The organism is Enterobacter huaxiensis (assembly GCF_003594935.2).
GTDB lineage: Bacteria > Pseudomonadota > Gammaproteobacteria > Enterobacterales > Enterobacteriaceae > Enterobacter > Enterobacter huaxiensis.
On the sequence record NZ_CP043342.1, the window covers coordinates 2,378,298 to 2,397,611 of the forward strand.

The window sequence follows — 19,314 nt, forward strand, 5'->3', positions numbered from 1 at the left end:
CCGGCTATCCTCTGAGCGCCGCAGGGAACACCTCGGCCAGCCAGGCAATAAACACCCTCAGGCGGTGCGTCAAATGGCGGTTCTGGGGGTAAACAACGTGAAAAGGATAGGCCTTCGGACGCCAGTCGCGGAGGATCTCAACCAGGGCGCCGGCCTGCAGGTGAGACTGAACGGCATAACCAAACGTCTGAACAATTCCCAGGCCTGCTACCGCAGCCGCCAGGTGGGCATTACTTTCGTTGATTCCAAGGTAGTGCGGTACGCTAATTTCCAGCGCCTCGCCGTTCTCCCTGAAGCGAAACGGAAAGGCACGCCCCGTGACGGGTGAAAGATAGCTCACAAGCTTATGTCCGTTGCACAACTCCTGCGGATAGGCCGGAACGCCATGATTTTTGAGGTACCCGGGGGCCGCGCAGGTGAGAAGTTCGGCCTCACCAATATGCCGGGCGATGAGGGTGGAATCATCGAGCGGGCCACCGCGGATTACGCAGTCAACGTTACCGCTGATTAAATCGACGGGACGGTCGGCTACGCCCAGATCGATGCGGATATCCGGGTTACGCTGCATAAAGTCCGGCAGAAGGGGGATCAGCACGTCCCGCGCCGTTGAGCCGCCAACGTCAATCCGCAAATGTCCTTTTGGCGTACAGCATGACGCGCGAAACGAGGTGTCGATATCCTCGATATCGATAAGAACCCGCGAGGCCTTTTCGTAATATTCCTTACCCTCCGGCGTAGTGACCACGCGCCGCGTGGTGCGGTGCAACAGCCGGGTTTCCAGATGCGCTTCCAGCGATTTCACCAGCTTGCTCAGGGTGGCGATCGGCATGTTCAACGAGTCAGCCGCCCGGGTAAAACTCCCTGCTTCAACTACGCGCGCGAAGGCGCGCATCGCCATGAGTTGGTCCACGCTGCTGCCTCTTATTATTTCTGTATGTGAATAGTCATTTTCATTTTTGCCTGTTTTTCACTAATTCCGCAAGGGCTACAGTCTGTTCAACGCAGGCGAAAGGTCGCTCGCAGCCTAAAACCCTCTACACAAGGTAAACAACATGAACACGACGCTCACGGGAAAAATCGCACTGGTCACCGGCGGTAGCACCGGTATTGGTCTTGCCACGGCGCAGGAGCTGGCGGCACAGGGCGCTAAGGTCTACATCACCGGCCGCCGTCAGGCCGAGCTTGACGCTGCGGTCTCGGCAATTGGCTCATCAGCGGTGGCGATCCGCGCCGATGTTTCTAAGCTTGCGGACCTCGATGAGGTTTATGCCCGCATAGCCAAAGACGAAGGGCGGCTTGATATTCTCTTTGCCAACGCGGGCGGCGGCGACATGCTGCCGTTAGGCGCGATCACCGAGGAGCAGTTTGACCGTATCTTCGGCACCAACGTGCGCGGCGTGCTGTTTACGGTACAAAAGGCGCTGCCGCTGCTGACGGCCGGGTCATCCATCATCCTCACCGGGTCAACGGTGTCGGTTAAGGGCACGGCAAACTTTAGCGTGTACAGCGCCAGTAAAGCGGCCGTGCGCAACTTCGCCCGCTCATGGGCGCTGGACCTGCAGGGGCGTGGGATCCGCGTCAACGTGGTGAGCCCTGGCCCGATCAAAACCCCGGGGCTGGGTGACCTGGTGGCGGAAGAACATCGTCAGGGGCTGTACGATGCGCTGGCCGCGCAGGTGCCGCTGGGTCGCCTTGGGGCGCCGGGCGAAGTGGGTAAAGCGGTGGCGTTCCTGGCCTCGGATGCCGCCAGCTTTATCAATGCCGTCGAACTGTTTGTTGATGGTGGCATGGCCCAAATCTAAGGCGGGTATAGCGCCGTGAGATCGCCGCCAAGGCGGCGGTCTTTCAGCGGACGCTGCGCATCCCGCATCGATATCGTGACGTTGTCACATTTCACCAGCGTGCAGTACGGCGCCAGCCACTGAAGATCGTGATTATCGTGGCGCAATACGTACGAGGCAAGCCTCTGCAAGGCCCGGTCGTGTTCGGCTAACAGGTTAACGCGGTTAGCCTGGGCAAAGCTCGCCATCATCACTAAAGGCTGTAGCGCATAATTATGATAGGCCACGGCGCGCTCGCGCCGCTTGCGCTCGTTCGGTAGCGTGCCGTCGTGGCCAATCTGTCCGGCAGCAATCCGATACTCTTTCACCGACCAGTTAAACAGATCTCGCCGGTTAAGCGCCACGGACGTCGCCATCACCGACCAGGCCGCCCAATAGCTGTGGTTATTGGTTTCTGCCAGCGGCAGCCCGTCCCAGTCTTTGACCACCTGCTCGGCCAGCAGCCCGAGCCAGCGTTCGACGCTCGCCGCCTCGCCGGCCGGTTTTCCGGGCATAAACTTCAGCTCCAGCCAGCCGGTTGCCAGCTTGGCAAGCGCCCATTTGCGCATCGAACGCCCGGTATGGTTAGCCTGCGTGGAGGAGAGGGCGTTCGCGTCGGCCCAGCGCTGATAGCCTGACACAATGCACCTCAACGTCAGGGGATCGCCGCTTCGCTTATATCGCCAGATCATCTGCGAGATGCCGCGTTCAAAGTCGGTTATCGATTTCGTTTCTGCGCGATAAGCCTGCTCCGCTTCAGGATTAAGCGTGGCGCGGGCGCTGTCCGAACCCTCATATTTGCTGTGAAACTCGAGGGAAGCGGTGTAAGGCGCAGGCAGGTTAACGCACCTTCCCCGTTCGGTGTGCGGGAGGGCCCGGGTAAATCCTGCGGGAGGCACAAGCTGTGCCGCACAGGCCAGCGCCGGTGAGCACAGCAGGATCAATAAAATGCGCATCAGCCGACTTTACGCCAGCAGCGAACGTCGCGTCCATCGGCCGTGTGCTGTAGCACCTGCGGGATCTCGCACCCCTGTCCTGCCAGCGGGCAGCGGTCGCGGAAAAAACAGCCGGCGGGCAGGCGTCTGTTCCCCGGCAGATCCGTTTTGCGCAGCGCCAGCCCCTCATCCAGCGGCTGGCCGGTTCTGGGAACGGAATCGAGCAAGAGCTGCGTGTAAGGATGGCGCGGCTGAACCAGAACCTGGGCGGCGGTGCCCAGCTCAACAATCTGACCGAGATACATCACCGCCACGCGATCGCTCATGTGCCTCACCACCGAGACGTTGTGGGAGATCAGCACGTAGGTGAGGTTGCGCTGCTGCTGGAGCGTCACCAGCAGGTTGAGGATCTGCGCCTGCACGGAGATATCCAGCGCGCTGGTCGGTTCATCCAGCACGATGATGTCCGGGTCAGACGACAGCGCCCGGGCGATGGCAATGCGCTGGCGCTGGCCGCCGGAAAACGCGTGCGGCAGGCGGTCGAGATACTCCGGGCGGATCCCGACAAGCTGCGCCAGGCTTTCCGCGAGCCGGCGGCGCTCGCGCTCACCGCTGCGTTTTTGTACCCATACCGGCTCGGTGATAATCCGCCAGACCGGCAGGCGCGGGTCAAGCGAGGAGAGCGGATCCTGAAACACCATCTGCATCCCGCCTGCATGCTGCGTTCGCTGGCAGGCCCCGGCGCTCGGTTTGAGCATCCCCATTAGCAGCTGCGCCAGCGTGCTTTTTCCGCAGCCGGATTCCCCCACAATGCCCAGCGTTTCACCCCGGCGGATCTGCAGGTCCATTCCGTTGAGGGCGTGAACCTGTTCCGTTACGCGGCCCAGCCAGTTTTTGCGCGCGGGAAAATTCACGTGCACGCTATCGAGTTCCAGCAGGACATCAGACATGGTGTTCCTCCCGTTGTGGATACCAGCAGGCGGCCCGTTGGCCGTCCGCACCGTTGGGCATTAATCGCGGCGTTTCACCGCATTTCGCACCCGCAGCGAAGCAGCGTTCGCGAAAGGCGCAGCCGCGCGGAAGCTGGCTGAGGTTGGGCACCGTACCGGGAATAGCCGGCAGCGCGGCGCGCGGCTCGCCGTTTTCCGGCGCGCACTGCAGCAGGCCGATGGAATAGGGATGAACCGGATGGTGGATCAGGGTCTGCGTGCTGCCGCTTTCAATCACGCTTCCCGCGTACATCACGTACATCCGGTCGCAAAGCTGTGAAACAACCGCCATATCGTGGCTGATAAACAGCACCGACGTCCCGCTGGCGCGGGCTTTATGCTTAAGCAAACGCAGGACCTGTAGCTGCACGGTCACGTCCAGCGCCGTCGTTGGTTCATCCGCAATAATCAGCTCTGGCTCGCAGGAGAACGCGAGAGCGATCATCACCCGCTGGCGCATCCCGCCGGAAAGCTCAAACGGATAGCGATCCATCACCTCTGCCGCGTCCGGGATCTGCATCTCCTCCAGCAGGCTAATGGCCTTTTGCTGCGCGTCCCGGCGGGAGAGCGGCTGGTGCTGGCGGATCACCTCAACCATCTGCTTACCGATGCGCCGCGTAGGGTTAAGCGCCGTCATCGGCTCCTGAAAAATCATCGCCACTTTTGCGCCTCGCCACTGGCGGAGCTGTTTCTCCGTGGCGTTCAGCACGTCTTCACCCAGCAGCGTGACCTGCCCGTGGTGAACCCGGTAGCTTCCTTCCGGCAGCAGGCGCATGGCCAGCATCGCCGTGACTGACTTCCCCGAGCCGGATTCGCCCACCACGCCGACAATTTCGCCCCGCTTAATCTCCAGCGAAACGTGGTTGAGCGCGTGGACGTCACCGCGATAAATCGGGAAGCTCAGGTGTAAATCTTCAATGGTTAATACCGAATCACTCATCATTGTCTTCCCCCTGATTTCGGGTCCAGCAGGTCGCGGATGCCGTCACCAAATAAGTTAAAACCGACGGCGGTGATGAGGATGGCCGCGCCGGGGAAGGCGCAGTACCACCACTGGTCAAGCACGTAGTTGCGTCCGACAGCGACCATCGCGCCCCATTCTGCGGTGGGCTGCTGGGCGCCGAGGCCGATAAACCCCAGCGTGGCGGCCATTAATATGGCGCTGCCGATATCCAGCGAGGCCTGCACAATCAGCGGCGGCAGGGCGTTGCGCAGGATGTGCCAGCTGATCAAATGCCACCGCGAGGCGCCAAAGGTGCGCGCGGCCTGCACGTAGGTAAACTGACGCACCACCAGCGTTTGCCCACGCGCCAGGCGGACGTAAAAGGGGATGCGCACAATGGCAATTGCCAGCATGGCGTTGAACAGGCTCGGGCCCAGCGCGGCCGCCAGCGCCATGGTCAGTACCAGCGAGGGGATAGAGAGCATAATGTCCATTATCCGCATAATCATGGCGTCACCGCGCCCGCCCAGCACGCCGGACAGACACCCCAGCAGCGAACCGATCCCGCCTGCAATCGCCACTACCGCCAGCCCGGCGGTGATGGACTGCTGGCTGCCGACCAGCACCCGGCTAAACAGATCGCGCCCGACCTCATCGGTGCCAAACCAGTGCTGAGCGGAAGGCGCCTGCAGCCGGGCGGTCAGATCCAGCGCGTTTGGGTCGTGCGGGACGATCCACGGCGAAGTGACCATCAGCAGCAGCATCAGGATCATAATAACGCCGCCAACCAGCGTGAGCGGGCTCTTGCGCAGCATCCAGAACAGCTTTGCCCAGTCGATGCGCGGTTTTTCGGTCTTTTCGGGGACGGGCGTTTCCTGAGTCAGCATCATTCGGCACCTCCGCGCCCGATTCGCGGGTCAATCCACAGATACAGCAGATCGACCACCAGGTTAACAAACACGTAGGCCAGCGAAACCACCACCGCAAAGCCCATGACGGCAGGAAAATCGAGTGCCTGAATAGAGGTCACCACCCAGGCGCCCATTCCCGGCCAGGCGAAAACGGTCTCGGTCAGTACCGCGCCGTAGAGGAGGTCGCCCAGCGCCAGCCCGAGAACGGTAATCGAGGGGATCATCGCGTTCGGCAGGGCGTAGCGCAGGACGATATACCAGCCCGGCAGGCCGCTGGCGCGGGCGGTGCGGATGTAGTCCTCGCTGAGCTGCTCCAGCATCGCCGAGCGTACCTGACGCGCGACAATGCCAAGATGCACAAACGCCAGCGTTAGCGAGGGTAAAATCAGGTGCTGCACGGCGTTAAAGAAGACCTCGCCGTTGCCTTCCAGCAGGGCATCAACCATATAAAAGCCGGTAACGTGGGCGGGTGGGTCGAGCCAGTCGTCCAGCCTGCCGCCGCCCGGCAGGATCTGCAGCTGCCCGTAGAACAGGACGATGACCCCCAGCCCCAGCCAGAAGGCAGGCGTGGAGATCCCGGTCATCGCCATGAGCCGGACCAGGTGATCGAGCCAGCGGTTGCGGTAGACCGCCGACAGTATGCCCAGCGGAACGCCAATCACCAGCGCCAGCAGCAGGGAGCAAAACGCCAGCTCGAGCGTCGCGGGGAAAAAGGCCTTCAAATCTTCCGCAACCGGACGACCGGTGCGGATAGAGGTTCCAAAATCACCGTGGGCAAGCGCCTCAACGTAGCGGCCAAACTGAACATAGAGCGGCTGATCCAGCCCCAGCTGCTGGCGGATGCTCTGCACAATTTCATCGCTGGCGCGGTCGCCGGCTAAAAGACGCGCCGGATCGCCGGGGATCATGTGTGAAATAATAAAAGTAATGATACAGACACCTGCCACTACCAGGAATAACCCCCAGCAGCGCTGGCGCACAATGCTCCAGAACGTCATACGCTTTCCCCCGGCGAAATCATTATTTACTCATGGTCGCGATGTTGAACACCTGCTCGAGCATGGGGTTAAAGGTGAAGCCTTTGACCTCTTTGTTCATCGCCAGCTGGTAGTTTTTCTGGAACAGATAAACGTAGGCCGCCTCGTCGATTACCACTTTCTGAGCCTGCTGATAATCCTTCGTGCGCTCCGTCTGATCGGTGGTTTTCAGCGCCGCCCGCAGCAGGGCATCGACATCGCTGTTTTCATAGAACGCGCGGTTACCCGGCAGGCCTTTTTTGTCCGACTCAAACCAGTAGTTCATGAACATGTACGGATCGGCAAAGTCCGGGCTCCAGTTACCGATGGCGATGTCGTAATCGCCTTTACCTACCCGGTCGCGCATGGTGGCGTTCGCCAGTTTTTCCAGCTTGACGCTAATGCCGAGCTTGCCGAGGCTGGCCTGGGTGGAAAGGGCGATGGGCTCCCAGTTAGGATCGTTGTCGGAGTAGAGGAAGGTCAGGCTGGCCGGTTTATCTTTGACCTTCTCCAGCGCCGCTTTGGCTTTGGCCTCATCGTAGCTGTACTGCATTGCGCTGGCATCGAAGCCCCACATGCCGTCCGGGATCGGGCCGCGCATCTGCTTGCCGTTGCCGCTGAGTATGCCTTTCACCATGCCCTCATAGTCCGTCGCCCAGGAGACCGCGCGGCGCAAATCGACCTGATTCATCGGCGCTTTGCCGTTGTTGAGGTACAGGTAGGTCACGCGCAGGGAGGGGTATTCTGCAACTGCCACCTTGCCTTCCTGCTTCAGGGCGGAAAGCTGATCCACCGGCAGAGAATCGGCAATGTCCAGATCCCCACGAGAAAGCTGCAGGCGCCGCGACGCGCTCTCGCCGATGATTTTTACCGTAACGCGCTTGAAGTGCGGCTTGTCGCCCGGCCAGTGCGGGTTAGGCACCAGCACCAGCTGTTGCCCCTTTTGCCAGCTTTTCAGCATAAACGGCCCGGAACCGGCGGTATGCTGTGCCAGATAGCCGCGCGCATCGTCGGCGGCGTTGGCCTTCAGCACCGCCGGGTTAATGATGGAGGCGCCGTCGTTCGCCAGCGTGTAAAGGAAGGGGGCAAACGGCTGGCTGAGGGTAAATTTCACCGTGCGGTCATCCACCGCCTCAATCCTGAGATCTTTCGGAAACGCTTCCGACGGCCCCTGGCCGATTTTCAGCAGGCGCTCAAACGAGAGCTTGACCGCCTCGGCGGTGACCGGGGTGCCGTCGGAGAATGTTGCGTTATCCGTCAGGGTAAAGGTCCACTCCTTCTGGTCTTCGGACGCTTTCCAGCCCGTCGACAAATCCCCCTCGACCTCGGTGGTGCCCGGCTTGTACTTCACCAGACGCTGATAGGACGGGTAGGTCACCGTCCAGTCGTTGTTATCGATGGTTACCGCCGGGTCGAGCGTTTGCGGATCTGCCGCTTTGCCGATCGCCAGCATGTCTTTCGGGACGGCAGCCAGCGCAGCCGGGGCGCTCAGCGCCAGCGTGGCGGCAATCAGGGACGTAAGAAGCGTTGTTTTCATGGCAGTGCTCCAGAGTTAAAGGGACGTGTGCGTCAGGGGAAAACAGTCGAAACGATCGTCAAGAAGGGGGTAGCTCGCCGCCTGGGGCAGTTCGAAATGCCACCATTCGCTGCCGATCCCCACAAAGCCCCCGCCAAACATAATGGCGTTGAGCAGCAGGCGGTTACGCTGGGCATGGGGAGGAACGGAGGGATGGTAGGGATGAGAGCGATCGTGCATTTCATCAAACCCGGCCCCCATATCCAGCACGTTGTTGTCGTCATCCATCAGCGTCACGTCGATGGCGGTCCCGCGGCTGTGATTGGAGCCGATGGCCACGTCGACCACGTATTCCGGGTTCGGGCAGGCGTCCCAGAGCTGCGCCTGCGCCTGCTGCGGGCGATAGGCGTCGTACACCACCAGCTTCAGGCCTGCCAGCGTTGCGATGCCGATGGCTTTCGCCAGCGCGGTAGCGGCATCGGTATGCAGCAGACACCGGGCCTCCTGATAAATTGGCCGACCGGTGATGTTGTCAGCGGTGGCGTATTTGAGGTCGATATGCAGCGTGGGAAAGGTTTTTGCCACGTCTATCAGTTCACTCTCATCGGGCATAGCTGCGCTCCTTTAGCGTTCGAATTGACCAAACTCTTGCTGTAGTTGTCGGTTTACCGCCAGGCGGTCAGGCAGGGCATCGCCCAATGCTTCAACTACGCCCGACAGCAGCAGGTTGAACAGGCAGCTCACCGGGGCCAGCGAATCCCAGAAATGGCCGGTATCGGTTTTAACCTGTAATAAATCAAGGGGGTAATCCCGCGCCCATGGACACCAGATATCGGTGATCAGCGCCATTTGAACCCCTTTCTCCGTCGCCACCCGGCAGTACTGGCGGGCAATGGCGGAGTACGCGCGGGTATCCGTCAGAACGACATAGGGATGCGCAAAACCGGAGTTCAGCGACTCTACCCAGCTCCCGGACAGCCCTTCGGAGTAGCTGACGCGAGGGCGCAGATATTCAAGATGGCTGAAGAACGCGTTGGCTATGCCGCGCGTTGACTGAATACCGAGCACGAAGACGGCATCCGCATGCGTCAGCCGATGGACAACCCGTCGAAATATGTCGCTTTGCGCCAGCTGATAAACATCCGTAATCGCCTCCACCTCCAGCGATAGGGAGTGCTGAACGCGGCCTGACAACGGCTGCTGCTGTTGCCAGGAATCAAGGCGGTCGTTCATGCCCCAGGGCTGATACGGATCGCGTAGGCTTTTCTTGGCATCGTCAAGATTGCGGTATCCCAGCCTGCGCAGGAATCGCCCGACCGTAATCCCGCTGGTGCCGGTTGCCAGCGCCACGCTTTCTGCCGTCTCGAAGGGGATCTGCCCGGCATGCGCCAGCATCCAGCTCGCCACGCGTTTTTCAGTGGGCGTGAGCTGGCTGAACGTCGCTTCGATACGCCGCAACATTTCGGGTTGTGATGTCATACCGCCTCGCTGTTAACTGGCTGTCAAATGCCGGATTTCTGTTATGTGATTAACAATGCAGGACGCGTGCCATGTTGGCAGAGCGGGCTAAACCCGCTGCGCGGCAAAGTTAATGCAATATTTATTTAACTGATGATCAACATTTGTGCAGCCTGGTTCACTTTTGGTGCACTGTCTAAGGCTGTGCAGGGATATTTGATGAATACGCCAGTGCCTTCACATTTTTGTTAAGCTGTAAGCAATGTGAATAAGAAAGGGATATCGGCATGGCGAATTGGCCCTGGCGCGTCAGCGTGCGCGTCATCGTTCTGGCAAAGAAAATCGCAATGGTGTTGGGGATTATTCTGTTCGTGCTGCTTGCGGTGCGGGTTTATCTCTCCCAGCAGGGCCCGGAACTGCATCTCTGGCACACCTGGCGCGCGGACGAGCTGACCGTGCAGGAGATGGATCGCGCGAGCTATGCGCAATACGTCGCCCGCGAGAACGCCATCTTCAGCGATATGGACGCGGCGGTAACGGCAAAGACGGCAGGGGATGAGCGTACGCCGCTGAACCGGTACTACCGCCAGAGCCTGGTGTGGCCGGGGAAATTCTCACCCGACGCTAACCGTTCGTTTGTACTGATGCCGGAAGGAACGCCGCGCGGGGCCGTGGTGCTGCTGCACGGGCTAACGGATTCGCCTTACAGCGTTAAGCATATCGCGCGTGATTATCAGCAGAAGGGATTTGTCGCCGTGGTTCCCCGGCTGCCGGGACACGGGACCGCGCCAGGCGCGCTCACGAATGTTGACTGGGAGATGTGGCAGGCGGCGACGCGCCTGGCCGTGCGCGAAGCCACCCGTCTGGCGGGAGACGAGGTTCCCCTGCATCTGGTGGGCTATTCCAACGGCGGGGCGCTGGCGCTGAAATATGCCCTTGACGCGCTCGACTCTCCGACGCTTCGCAAGCCTCAGCAGCTGGTGCTGCTCTCTCCGATGGTGGGTGTTACCGCGTTCGCTCGCTTTGCCGGCTTTGCCGGGCTGCCCGCCATTTTACCGGCGTTTGCCAAAGCCGCGTGGCTGAACATTGCTCCGGAATATAATCCTTACAAATATAACTCGTTCCCGGTCAATGCGGCGCGCCAGTCCTGGCTACTCACGCAGGCGCTGCAGCAGCAGCTTAGCCGGGACGCGCGGGAGAACAAACTCGCCGCGCTGCCTCCGGTACTGGCGTTCCAGTCGGTGATGGATTCGACCGTCAGCACGCGGGCGGTGGTGACCGAGCTTTTTGACCAGCTCCCGAAAAACGGCAGCGAACTGGTGGTGTTTGATATCAATCAGGCCGCCAGTTTCCGCCCGCTGTTTAAACCCTCGTCGTGGACGGCGCTCACCGATCTGCTGCCCGCAGCGCAGCGGCGCTACGGCGTGACCGTGATTACCAACGCCCGGGCAGACGGTTTCGAGACCGTCGCGAAAATAACCCCTGCAGATTCCACGCAGGAAAAGATCCTGTCGCTTGAGGTCGCCTACCCGCAGGACGTCTATTCGTTATCGCACGTCGCCGTGCCTTTTCCACCTGATGACGACCTGTATGGCCGAGATCCTCAGATAAAAAACCGTTACGGCATCAGCCTCGGCACGATTGCGCTGTGGGGGGAAACCTCCGTGCTGAGCGTGGGAAAAGAGGCCTTGATGCGCGTCACGTCGAACCCCTTTTACGGCTATATGGTCGAGCGAATAAACGGGCGGATTGACGCAGAGAGCCACGCGGCGAATCATTTGCGGGATTGATATATTAATCGGTCCCGTTGACGTATGCTAAGGCATAGCTTATAGGCGTATGCCTCACATCGGGATCTCTTTCTGTGCTGACTACACTCATATATCGAAGCCAGTTAAATGCATCCTGCCGATCCGCGCAGCTAGCTGCGCTGGTCGAGCGGGCCAGGATCCGCAATACGGGGTTAAACATTACCGGCATACTGCTTTCTAATGGCCACGAGGTTTTACAAATTCTCGAAGGCGCGGAAGAGAGCGTGGTAAAACTTTTCAATAAGATCCGCGAAGATAAACGCCACACGGGCGTGGTTGAGCTGATGCGTGACTACGGCCCCCGCAGACGTTTTGAGAACGTGGGTATGTTGTTGTTTGATCTGGAAGTCACTTCGCCAAAAGAGGTGCTTCAGTCGGTCCTTCACTACAGCAAGCTTGAAAGCTACCTCACGTCTGACGATCGGGTGTTTAAATTTATTCAGTCGTTTATCACCGGAAAGAACACCTCGCTGACAGGTATACGCATTGACGCGGATAAATGGACGCTCACGCGTGAGCATTTGCCGTTTGGCGAGAGAATAGGGCTAATCCCCGATCAGGCCTGTCAGTTCGCCTTCCAGCCGATAGTCGAACCTTCCGAAGGCAAAATCAGCTCGCTCGAAGCCCTGATTCGCGGCAACGACGGCGGCAGCCCGGAGCATTTCTTCAATACGCTCGACCAGAACAAGATCTACGAAGTGGATCTCCAGACCAAGGCCTACGCCTTTGCGCTTGCCGAAAAGCTGGGTATTGGGGGGCATAAGATTGCGGTGAATTTGCTGCCGATGTCACTGGTCAACGTGCCTGGCGCAGTGGAGTTTCTTGTCACGCAGATCAAGAAACACGGCCTTCAGCCGGAGCAGGTGGTGGTTGAAGTGACCGAAAACGAGATGATTTCCGGCTTCAACAAGTTTAATAGCGCCATCAAACAGCTGCGCGCCGAAGGCATTGGTCTGGCGATCGATGATTTCGGTTCCGGGTACGCGGGGCTTTCTCTTCTGACAAAATTCCAGCCGGATAAAATTAAGATCGATCGCGAAATCGTCAGCAACATCCATCTGAGCGGCCCAAAACAGGCGATTGTGAAGTCGATTGTGAGCTGCTGTACCGATCTTGAAATCACCCTTGTGGCGGAAGGCATTGAGAAGATGGAGGAGTGGTGCTGGCTTGAGTCAGCCGGAATTCGCCGCTTCCAGGGCTTCCTGTTTGCCCGACCGCAGCTCAACGGCGTGGGCGATATTAGCTGGCCCCATCTGGCGCGTTAGCGCAATTCTGTTTCCCCTTCATCGCGCCTGTGCTTAAATAGCTAAAACGGTTTAACACAGTTTAGCTAAGGAGATGACATGGAGAGAATCTGGGTGCTTGGGGATGCGGTAGTGGATCTCCTGCCGGATGGCGAAGGTAGGCTGCTGCAGTGCCCCGGCGGCGCGCCGGCCAACGTCGCGGTAGGCATTGCCCGTCTGGGCGGTAACAGCGCGTTTATTGGCCGGGTAGGCGACGATCCTTTCGGACGGTTCATGCAAAAAACGCTAGCCAGCGAGCAGGTTGACGTGCAGTGGATGCGGCGCGACCCGGCGCATCGCACGTCGACCGTGGTGGTTGACCTGGACGAACAGGGCGAGCGGTCGTTCACCTTTATGGTTCGTCCGAGTGCCGATTTGTTCCTGGAGCCTGGCGATCTCCCGCCATTTCAGGCCGGCGAGTGGCTGCACGTCTGTTCGATTGCGCTGAGCGCTGAACCCAGCCGTTCCGCGGCGCTGCAGGCGATGGCGGACATAAAAAAGGCCGGTGGCTTCGTCAGTTTTGACCCGAATATCCGCGCCGATCTCTGGAACGATGACGTCGAGCTGCGCCGATGCCTCGAGCAGGCGTTAGCCCGTGCGGACGTGGTGAAACTCTCCGTTGAAGAACTGGCGTTCCTGACGGGCAATGCGTTTGTTGAGGAGGGGCTGTCGGCGCTCATGCGCACCTGTACTGCCGGCCTGGTGCTGGTCACGCAGGGGAAAGAGGGGGTCACGGCCTGGCATGAGGGCAAGACGATTCACTATCCCGCTGCGCCGGTCACCTGCGTTGATACAACCGGCGCCGGAGACGCCTTCGTCGCAGGGCTTTTGTTCGGCCTGGCCGGGGCGGGTACAGCCGTAACCGACATTGCCCCGATCCTTGCCTTAGCGCAGCGCTGCGGCGCGCTCGCCACCACGGCGAAAGGCGCCATGACCGCGCTGCCTTACCATCACGAGCTGTAATTCCCTCTCAACGGCCGCCGCCCGGCGGCCTGAATTGTCGCCCCGATCACACTTACTAAAACGGTTTAGCAAAAAATGTTGCCGATCCAAAATCCTCAGGTTTAGTATCATCAACCTAAACCGGTTTAGCAATTTAGCAACGATCAAACACCTCTTTTAGGGATGCGACAAAATGTATAAAAAACGCAGACTTGCCGTGATGATAGGCATGCTGGCCGGCAGTACCTCTGTTTTCGCCCAAACGGATATGACAAGTATTGAATCTCGCCTCGCGGCGCTGGAGCAGCGGTTGCAGGACGCGGAAACCCGCGCGCAGGTTGCTGAAAAGCGCGCAACGGTGGCGGAACAAAAAACGCAGCAGCTGGTGGCAGCCCAGCAGCAGGCGCAGACCTCAGCGCAGGAGGTGGCACAACGTACCGCCGTACTGGAAAAGAAAGCCGATCTGAGCAGCGGGTTTGAGTTCCACGGCTACGCCCGCTCGGGCCTGCTGATGAACGATGCGGCGTCGAGCAGCAAAAGCGGCCCTTACCTGACGCCAGCGGGGGAAACCGGCGGGGCGATTGGGCGTCTCGGCAATGAAGCGGATACCTACGTTGAGCTGAACGTGGAGCACAAGCAGACGCTGGACAACGGTGCGACTACGCGCTTCAAAGCGATGCTTGCCGACGGACAGAAAACCTATAACGACTGGTCTGCCGACAGCAGCGACCTCAACATTCGCCAGGCGTTTGCGGAACTGGGCAATTTGCCCGATTTCAGCGGGGCGCTGAAGGGCAGCACCTTCTGGGCGGGTAAACGTTTTGACCGCGACAACTTTGACATTCACTGGCTGGACTCCGACGTGGTGTTCCTCGCCGGTACCGGCGGCGGCGTCTATGACGTGAAGTGGAACGACGCGCTGCGCAGTAACTTCTCGATTTACGGGCGTAACTTCGGCAGCGAGGAGGAGATCGACAACAACGTTCAGAACTATATCCTCAGCATGAACCATTTCGCCGGGCCGGTGCAGGTGATGGTAAGCGGCCTGCGGGCAAAAGATAATGACGACCGTAAGGACGGTAACGGCGATCCGGTGAAAACCGACGCGGCCAATAACGGCGTACATGCCCTTGTCGGCCTGCATAACGAAAGCTTCTACGGCCTGCGCGAAGGATCGGCCAAAACGGCGCTGCTCTATGGCCACGGGCTGGGGGCAGAGGTGAAAAGCATCGGTTCTGATGGTGCGCTGCTGTCTGATGCCGATACCTGGCGCTTTGCAAGTTACGGCGTCACGCCGCTCGGCGGCGGATGGCATATCGCGCCGGCGGTGCTGGCACAGAGCAGTAAAGATCGTTACGTCAAAGGCGACAGCTATGAGTGGGTTACGCTCAACACCCGCCTGATAAAAGAGGTCACGCAGAATTTCGCGCTCGCGTTTGAGGGCAGCTACCAGTACATGGATTTAAATCCGGAAGGCTACAAGGATCGCAGTGCGGTAAACGGCAGCTTCTACAAGCTGACCTTTGCCCCGACGCTTAAGGCAGGCAAGATCGGCGATTTCTTCAGCCGTCCGGAATTGCGCCTGTTCGCGACCTGGATGGACTGGAGCAGCAAACTGGATAACTACGCCAGCGATGATGCCTTTGGCAGCAGCGGCTTCAACGCGGGCGGGGAATGGAACTTTGGGGTTCAGATGGAGACCTGGTTCTAGCCCTCCACGCTCCCGCGCCGCGGGGGCGTTTCGAATATCATAAAAATGACGTCAGGCAGAGGTATCTATGGATTTTAATAACATTGCCCGCGAGCTCATCCCGCTGCTCGGCGGCAAGGAAAACATCGCCAGCGCCGCGCACTGCGCAACGCGGCTGCGTCTGGTGCTGGTCGATGATGCGCTCGCCGATCGCGAGGCTATCGGCAAGGTTGACGGCGTGAAAGGGTGTTTTCATAACGCGGGCCAGATGCAGGTGATCTTTGGCACGGGCGTGGTGAATAAGGTGTATGCCGCGTTTATTCAGGAAGCCGGGATCGGCGAATCCAGCAAATCCGAAGCGGCTGATATTGCGGCGCGCAAGCTCAACCCGTTCCAGCGCGCTGCGCGCCTGCTGTCTAACATCTTTGTGCCGATCATTCCTGCCATTGTGGCGTCCGGTTTGCTGATGGGCCTGCTGGGCATGGTGAAAACTTACGGCTGGGTCAATGCGGACAACGCGCTCTACATCATGCTGGATATGTGCAGCTCGGCGGCGTTTATCATCCTGCCGATCCTGATTGGCTTCACCGCCGCGCGTGAATTTGGCGGCAACCCCTATCTGGGCGCAACGCTGGGCGGGATTTTAACCCACCCGGCGCTGACCAACGCCTGGGGCGTGGCGTCCGGCTTCCACACCATGAACTTTTTCGGGTTTGAGATCGCTATGATTGGCTACCAGGGCACCGTATTTCCCGTGCTGCTGGCCGTCTGGTTTATGAGCATTGTGGAAAAAAATCTGCGTCGGGTTATCCCGGATGCGTTAGATCTGATTTTGACGCCGTTTCTCACCGTCATTATTTCCGGCTTTATTGCGCTGCTGATCATCGGCCCCGCCGGACGCGCGCTGGGCGACGGCATCTCGTTCATCCTGAGCACGCTGATTGCACACGCGGGCTGGCTGGCCGGGCTGTTGTTTGGCGGCCTGTATTCGGTGATTGTGATCACCGGGATACACCACAGCTTCCACGCCATCGAAGCCGGTTTGCTGGGGAATCCGTCGATTGGGGTCAACTTCCTGCTGCCGATTTGGGCAATGGCGAACGTCGCGCAGGGCGGCGCGTGTCTTGCGGTATGGTTTAAAACGAAGGATGTGAAGATCAAGGCCATTACCTTACCGTCGGCATTTTCCGCCATGCTGGGTATCACCGAAGCGGCGATATTCGGTATCAACCTGCGCTTTGTGAAACCGTTTATCGCTGCGCTGATCGGCGGCGCGGCGGGCGGGGCCTGGGTGGTATCGGTCCACGTGTATATGACCGCCGTCGGGCTGACCGCTATCCCCGGAATGGCGATCGTACAGGCCAGCTCGCTGCTTAACTATATTATCGGTATGGTGATTGCCTTCGGCGTCGCCTTTACCGTCTCCCTGCTGCTGAAATATAAAACGGACTCTGAATAATGACGCTACCCTCGCGCTGGCCTGCCGTGCTGCAGGCCGTCATGAAAGGCCAGCCGCGCGCGCTGGCGGACAGCCATTATCCGCAGTGGCACCTGGCGCCCGTGACGGGGCTGATGAACGATCCCAACGGTTTTATCTTCTTTGCCGGGCGCTACCATCTGTTTTACCAGTGGAATCCGCTGGGCTGCGATCATCGCTACAAATGCTGGGGACACTGGCGTTCGGATGACCTGGTTCACTGGCATCACGAGCCGCTGGCCCTGATGCCGGACGAAGAGTATGACCGCAACGGGTGTTACTCCGGCAGCGCCGTGGACAACCGCGGCGTGCTGACGCTGTGCTATACCGGCAACGTAAAGTTCGACGACGGCAGCCGCACCGCCTGGCAGTGTCTGGCCGAGGAGCAGGAGGACGGAAGCTTCAAAAAATGCGGTCCGGTGCTGGCGCTGCCTGAAGGCTATACCGGGCACGTTCGCGACCCGAAAGTCTGGCAGCATGAGGGCATGTGGTACATGGTGCTCGGGGCGCAGGACTGGCAGCAGCGCGGCAAAGTGCTGCTGTTTCGCTCCGAAGACCTGCACAGCTGGCAGCCCTGCGGGGAGATTGCCGGACAGGGCCTTAATGGCCTTGAGGATGCCGGGTACATGTGGGAGTGTCCTGACCTGTTTGCGCTCGATGGGACGCATGTTCTGATCTGTTGTCCGCAGGGGCTGGCGCGCGAGCCGCATCGCTACCTGAACACCTATCCGGCGGCCTGGATGAGCGGGGCGTTTGACTATGAACGGGCCACGTTTGAGCACGGCGCGCTTCGCGAGCTGGACGCGGGGTTTGAATTCTATGCCCCGCAAACGGCGCTTGCAGAAGACGGGAGACGGATCCTGATCGGCTGGATGGGCGTACCGGACGGAGAGGAGATGCTCCAGCCAACGCGTGCGCAGGGCTGGATCCATCAGATGACCTGCCCGCGAGAGCTGCGGTATCGCGACGGCAGGCTGTGGCAAACACCCGTCCGCGAGCTGCAACGGCTGCGAGAGGCCGAACGTCAGTGGCAGGGTTACGCCAGCGATGCGCCCATTCTGAATGCGGCGCGGCTTGAGTTTGAGCTTATCGCCCCGTGCGTAACGGTAGATTTCGCCGGCGCGCTGCGCCTCATCGTTGAAAAGAACGGAGTTCGTCTGGAGCGCGCCAGTCTGCAAACGGGCGAAACGCTGACCCGCTACTGGCTGGGAGACGTGCGCCATTTACGCGTTCTTTGCGACCGCTCCAGCGTGGAAATTTTCATTAACGAGGGTGAAGGGGTGATGAGCAGCCGCTATTTTCCTGACGCTCCCGCGCAGATACGTTTCGAAGGTGCGTCCAATATCACATTACGCTACTGGTCGCTGCGCAGCTGCATGATAGAATAGAGGTTTTGGCAGCCGGATCGAACGTGGTGAGAAAAACAAAGCGCGTCACAATAAAGGACATCGCGGAGCTGGCGGGGGTTTCAAAAGCCACCGCCAGCCTGGTACTTAACGGACGCAGCAAAGAGCTTCGCGTCGCCGAAGAGACCCGCGAACGCGTGATGGCGATTGCGAAAGAGCATCACTACCAGCCCAGCATTCACGCGCGTTCGCTGCGTGATAACCGCAGCCACACCATTGGTCTGGTCGTCCCCGAAATCACCAACTACGGTTTTGCGGTGTTTTCTCACGAGCTTGAGACGCTGTGCCGTGAGGCGGGCGTTCAGCTGCTCATCTCCTGCAGCGATGAAAATCCGGGGCAGGAGACCGTGGTGGTGAACAATATGGTTGCGCGCCAGGTTGACGGTCTGATTGTCGCCTCCAGCATGCTCAATGATGCCGACTATCAGAAGCTGAGCGAACAGCTGCCCGTGGTCCTTTTCGATCGCCACATGAACGACAGCACTTTGCCGCTGGTCATCACCGATTCCATTACCCCGACGGCGGCCCTGGTGGCCGACATTGCGCGTCAGCATCCGGATGAGATCTATTTCCTCGGCGGCCAGCCGCGGCTTTCCCCGACGCGAGACCGCCTGGAAGGCTTTAAGCAGGGCCTGCGCGAGGCTAACGTCGAGCTGCGCCCGGAGTGGATCATTCATGGTAATTATCACCCGAGCTCCGGGTATGAGATGTTTGCCGAGCTGTGCGCGCGACTGGGCCGCCCGCCTCAAGCACTCTTCACCGCCGCCTGCGGTCTGCTGGAAGGGGTGTTGCGCTACATGGGCCAGCACAACCTTCTGCAAAGCGACATGCGGCTGGCGAGCTTTGACGATCATTATTTATATGACTCGCTCTCCCTTCCCATTGATACCATCCGCCAGGATAACCGCCAGCTGGCATGGCACTGCTTTGACCTGATAGGCAAACTGATCGAAGGTGAAACGCCGGAGCCGCTGCAGCGGAAGCTGGATGCCACCCTTCAGCGACGTTTTAAAGCGGCAGAGTAAAAGGTGACCGGCTGATGGATACTTCAATAACTTTAATTAATTAAAGATCTGAATCAGCCGATAACCAAAGGGAAATTATTTCCCTGAGGTGT

At 59.5% G+C, this 19,314-nt stretch carries 17 protein-coding genes; 8 read left to right on the forward strand and 9 right to left on the reverse strand.

Annotated features, from left to right (window positions below; all coding sequences use genetic code 11):
• Positions 1–4: 4 nt before the first annotated feature.
• A complete protein-coding gene (locus D5067_RS11405; protein WP_119936619.1) occupies positions 5–910 on the reverse strand; it encodes a LysR family transcriptional regulator in 906 nt (301 codons plus the stop codon).
• Positions 911–1,052: 142 nt separating this feature from the next.
• On the opposite strand from D5067_RS11405, the gene D5067_RS11410 reads away from it, so the two are divergent.
• Positions 1,053–1,802, forward strand: coding sequence for an SDR family NAD(P)-dependent oxidoreductase (locus D5067_RS11410; protein ID WP_119936620.1), 750 nt, complete (start codon positions 1,053–1,055; stop codon positions 1,800–1,802).
• Here D5067_RS11410 and D5067_RS11415 read toward each other — a convergent pair.
• The 8 genes from D5067_RS11415 to D5067_RS11450 are packed head-to-tail and all read right to left on the reverse strand — an operon-like array spanning position 1,799 to position 9,609.
• The gene (locus tag D5067_RS11415; RefSeq protein ID WP_119936621.1) at positions 1,799–2,776 is read right to left on the reverse strand and encodes a mannuronate-specific alginate lyase; all 978 of its coding nucleotides are present in this window, start codon (positions 2,774–2,776) and stop codon (positions 1,799–1,801) included. The genes D5067_RS11410 and D5067_RS11415 overlap by 4 nt on opposite strands.
• Entirely contained in the window at positions 2,776–3,705 is a 930-nt protein-coding gene (locus D5067_RS11420; RefSeq protein ID WP_119936622.1) for an oligopeptide/dipeptide ABC transporter ATP-binding protein, read from the reverse strand. The genes D5067_RS11415 and D5067_RS11420 overlap by 1 nt, the downstream gene beginning before the upstream one ends.
• Complete coding sequence (locus tag D5067_RS11425; RefSeq protein ID WP_119936743.1) at positions 3,698–4,684, reverse strand: ABC transporter ATP-binding protein; 987 nt, start codon at positions 4,682–4,684, stop codon at positions 3,698–3,700. The genes D5067_RS11420 and D5067_RS11425 overlap by 8 nt, the downstream gene beginning before the upstream one ends.
• Complete coding sequence (ddpC, locus tag D5067_RS11430; protein ID WP_119936623.1) at positions 4,684–5,577, reverse strand: D,D-dipeptide ABC transporter permease; 894 nt, start codon at positions 5,575–5,577, stop codon at positions 4,684–4,686. The genes D5067_RS11425 and ddpC overlap by 1 nt, the downstream gene beginning before the upstream one ends.
• Positions 5,574–6,596, reverse strand: coding sequence for an ABC transporter permease (locus D5067_RS11435; protein ID WP_119936624.1), 1,023 nt, complete (start codon positions 6,594–6,596; stop codon positions 5,574–5,576). Before D5067_RS11435 ends, ddpC begins: the two co-directional genes overlap by 4 nt.
• 22 nt (positions 6,597–6,618) lie before the next feature.
• Positions 6,619–8,151: an ABC transporter substrate-binding protein gene (locus D5067_RS11440; protein WP_119936625.1), complete on the reverse strand. Its 1,533-nt coding sequence runs from the start codon at positions 8,149–8,151 to the stop codon at positions 6,619–6,621.
• Between the two features lie 15 nt (positions 8,152–8,166).
• Entirely contained in the window at positions 8,167–8,742 is a 576-nt protein-coding gene (ddpX, locus tag D5067_RS11445) for a D-alanyl-D-alanine dipeptidase (RefSeq protein ID WP_119936626.1), read from the reverse strand.
• Between the two features lie 12 nt (positions 8,743–8,754).
• The gene (locus tag D5067_RS11450; RefSeq protein WP_119936627.1) at positions 8,755–9,609 is read right to left on the reverse strand and encodes a MurR/RpiR family transcriptional regulator; all 855 of its coding nucleotides are present in this window, start codon (positions 9,607–9,609) and stop codon (positions 8,755–8,757) included.
• Between the two features lie 266 nt (positions 9,610–9,875).
• On the opposite strand from D5067_RS11450, the gene D5067_RS11455 reads away from it, so the two are divergent.
• The 7 genes from D5067_RS11455 (at position 9,876) to D5067_RS11485 (ending at position 19,222) form a co-directional block, all read left to right on the forward strand.
• The gene (locus D5067_RS11455; RefSeq protein WP_119936628.1) at positions 9,876–11,378 is read left to right on the forward strand and encodes an alpha/beta hydrolase; all 1,503 of its coding nucleotides are present in this window, start codon (positions 9,876–9,878) and stop codon (positions 11,376–11,378) included.
• Between the two features lie 74 nt (positions 11,379–11,452).
• Positions 11,453–12,664, forward strand: a complete 1,212-nt coding sequence (locus D5067_RS11460) for a diguanylate phosphodiesterase (protein WP_119936629.1) — start codon at positions 11,453–11,455, stop codon at positions 12,662–12,664.
• Between the two features lie 78 nt (positions 12,665–12,742).
• Positions 12,743–13,645: a fructokinase gene (cscK, locus tag D5067_RS11465; protein ID WP_119936630.1), complete on the forward strand. Its 903-nt coding sequence runs from the start codon at positions 12,743–12,745 to the stop codon at positions 13,643–13,645.
• A 172-nt stretch (positions 13,646–13,817) separates the two neighbouring features.
• On the forward strand, positions 13,818–15,335 hold the full coding sequence (locus D5067_RS11470) for a carbohydrate porin (protein ID WP_119936631.1): 1,518 nt from the start codon (positions 13,818–13,820) through the stop codon (positions 15,333–15,335).
• A gap of 67 nt (positions 15,336–15,402) precedes the next feature.
• Positions 15,403–16,773: a sucrose-specific PTS transporter subunit IIBC gene (locus tag D5067_RS11475; RefSeq protein WP_119936632.1), complete on the forward strand. Its 1,371-nt coding sequence runs from the start codon at positions 15,403–15,405 to the stop codon at positions 16,771–16,773.
• The gene (locus tag D5067_RS11480; protein WP_119936633.1) at positions 16,773–18,179 is read left to right on the forward strand and encodes a sucrose-6-phosphate hydrolase; all 1,407 of its coding nucleotides are present in this window, start codon (positions 16,773–16,775) and stop codon (positions 18,177–18,179) included. The genes D5067_RS11475 and D5067_RS11480 overlap by 1 nt, the downstream gene beginning before the upstream one ends.
• Before the next feature lie 26 nt (positions 18,180–18,205).
• The gene (locus tag D5067_RS11485; RefSeq protein ID WP_119936744.1) at positions 18,206–19,222 is read left to right on the forward strand and encodes a LacI family DNA-binding transcriptional regulator; all 1,017 of its coding nucleotides are present in this window, start codon (positions 18,206–18,208) and stop codon (positions 19,220–19,222) included.
• Positions 19,223–19,314 lie beyond the last annotated feature (92 nt).

What these genes read in the sequence shown, in the direction of transcription:
- D5067_RS11410 (WP_119936620.1), top strand. Translation starts at nt 1,053, where the DNA reads ATGAACACGACGCTCACGGGAAAAATCGCACTGGTCACCGGCGGTAGC.
- D5067_RS11415 (WP_119936621.1), bottom strand. Translation starts at nt 2,776, where the DNA reads ATGCGCATTTTATTGATCCTGCTGTGCTCACCGGCGCTGGCCTGTGCG.
- D5067_RS11420 (WP_119936622.1), bottom strand. Translation starts at nt 3,705, where the DNA reads ATGTCTGATGTCCTGCTGGAACTCGATAGCGTGCACGTGAATTTTCCC.
- D5067_RS11425 (WP_119936743.1), bottom strand. Translation starts at nt 4,684, where the DNA reads ATGAGTGATTCGGTATTAACCATTGAAGATTTACACCTGAGCTTCCCG.
- ddpC (WP_119936623.1), bottom strand. Translation starts at nt 5,577, where the DNA reads ATGATGCTGACTCAGGAAACGCCCGTCCCCGAAAAGACCGAAAAACCG.
- D5067_RS11435 (WP_119936624.1), bottom strand. Translation starts at nt 6,596, where the DNA reads ATGACGTTCTGGAGCATTGTGCGCCAGCGCTGCTGGGGGTTATTCCTG.
- D5067_RS11440 (WP_119936625.1), bottom strand. Translation starts at nt 8,151, where the DNA reads ATGAAAACAACGCTTCTTACGTCCCTGATTGCCGCCACGCTGGCGCTG.
- ddpX (WP_119936626.1), bottom strand. Translation starts at nt 8,742, where the DNA reads ATGCCCGATGAGAGTGAACTGATAGACGTGGCAAAAACCTTTCCCACG.
- D5067_RS11450 (WP_119936627.1), bottom strand. Translation starts at nt 9,609, where the DNA reads ATGACATCACAACCCGAAATGTTGCGGCGTATCGAAGCGACGTTCAGC.
- D5067_RS11455 (WP_119936628.1), top strand. Translation starts at nt 9,876, where the DNA reads ATGGCGAATTGGCCCTGGCGCGTCAGCGTGCGCGTCATCGTTCTGGCA.
- cscK (WP_119936630.1), top strand. Translation starts at nt 12,743, where the DNA reads ATGGAGAGAATCTGGGTGCTTGGGGATGCGGTAGTGGATCTCCTGCCG.
- D5067_RS11470 (WP_119936631.1), top strand. Translation starts at nt 13,818, where the DNA reads ATGTATAAAAAACGCAGACTTGCCGTGATGATAGGCATGCTGGCCGGC.
- D5067_RS11475 (WP_119936632.1), top strand. Translation starts at nt 15,403, where the DNA reads ATGGATTTTAATAACATTGCCCGCGAGCTCATCCCGCTGCTCGGCGGC.
- D5067_RS11480 (WP_119936633.1), top strand. Translation starts at nt 16,773, where the DNA reads ATGACGCTACCCTCGCGCTGGCCTGCCGTGCTGCAGGCCGTCATGAAA.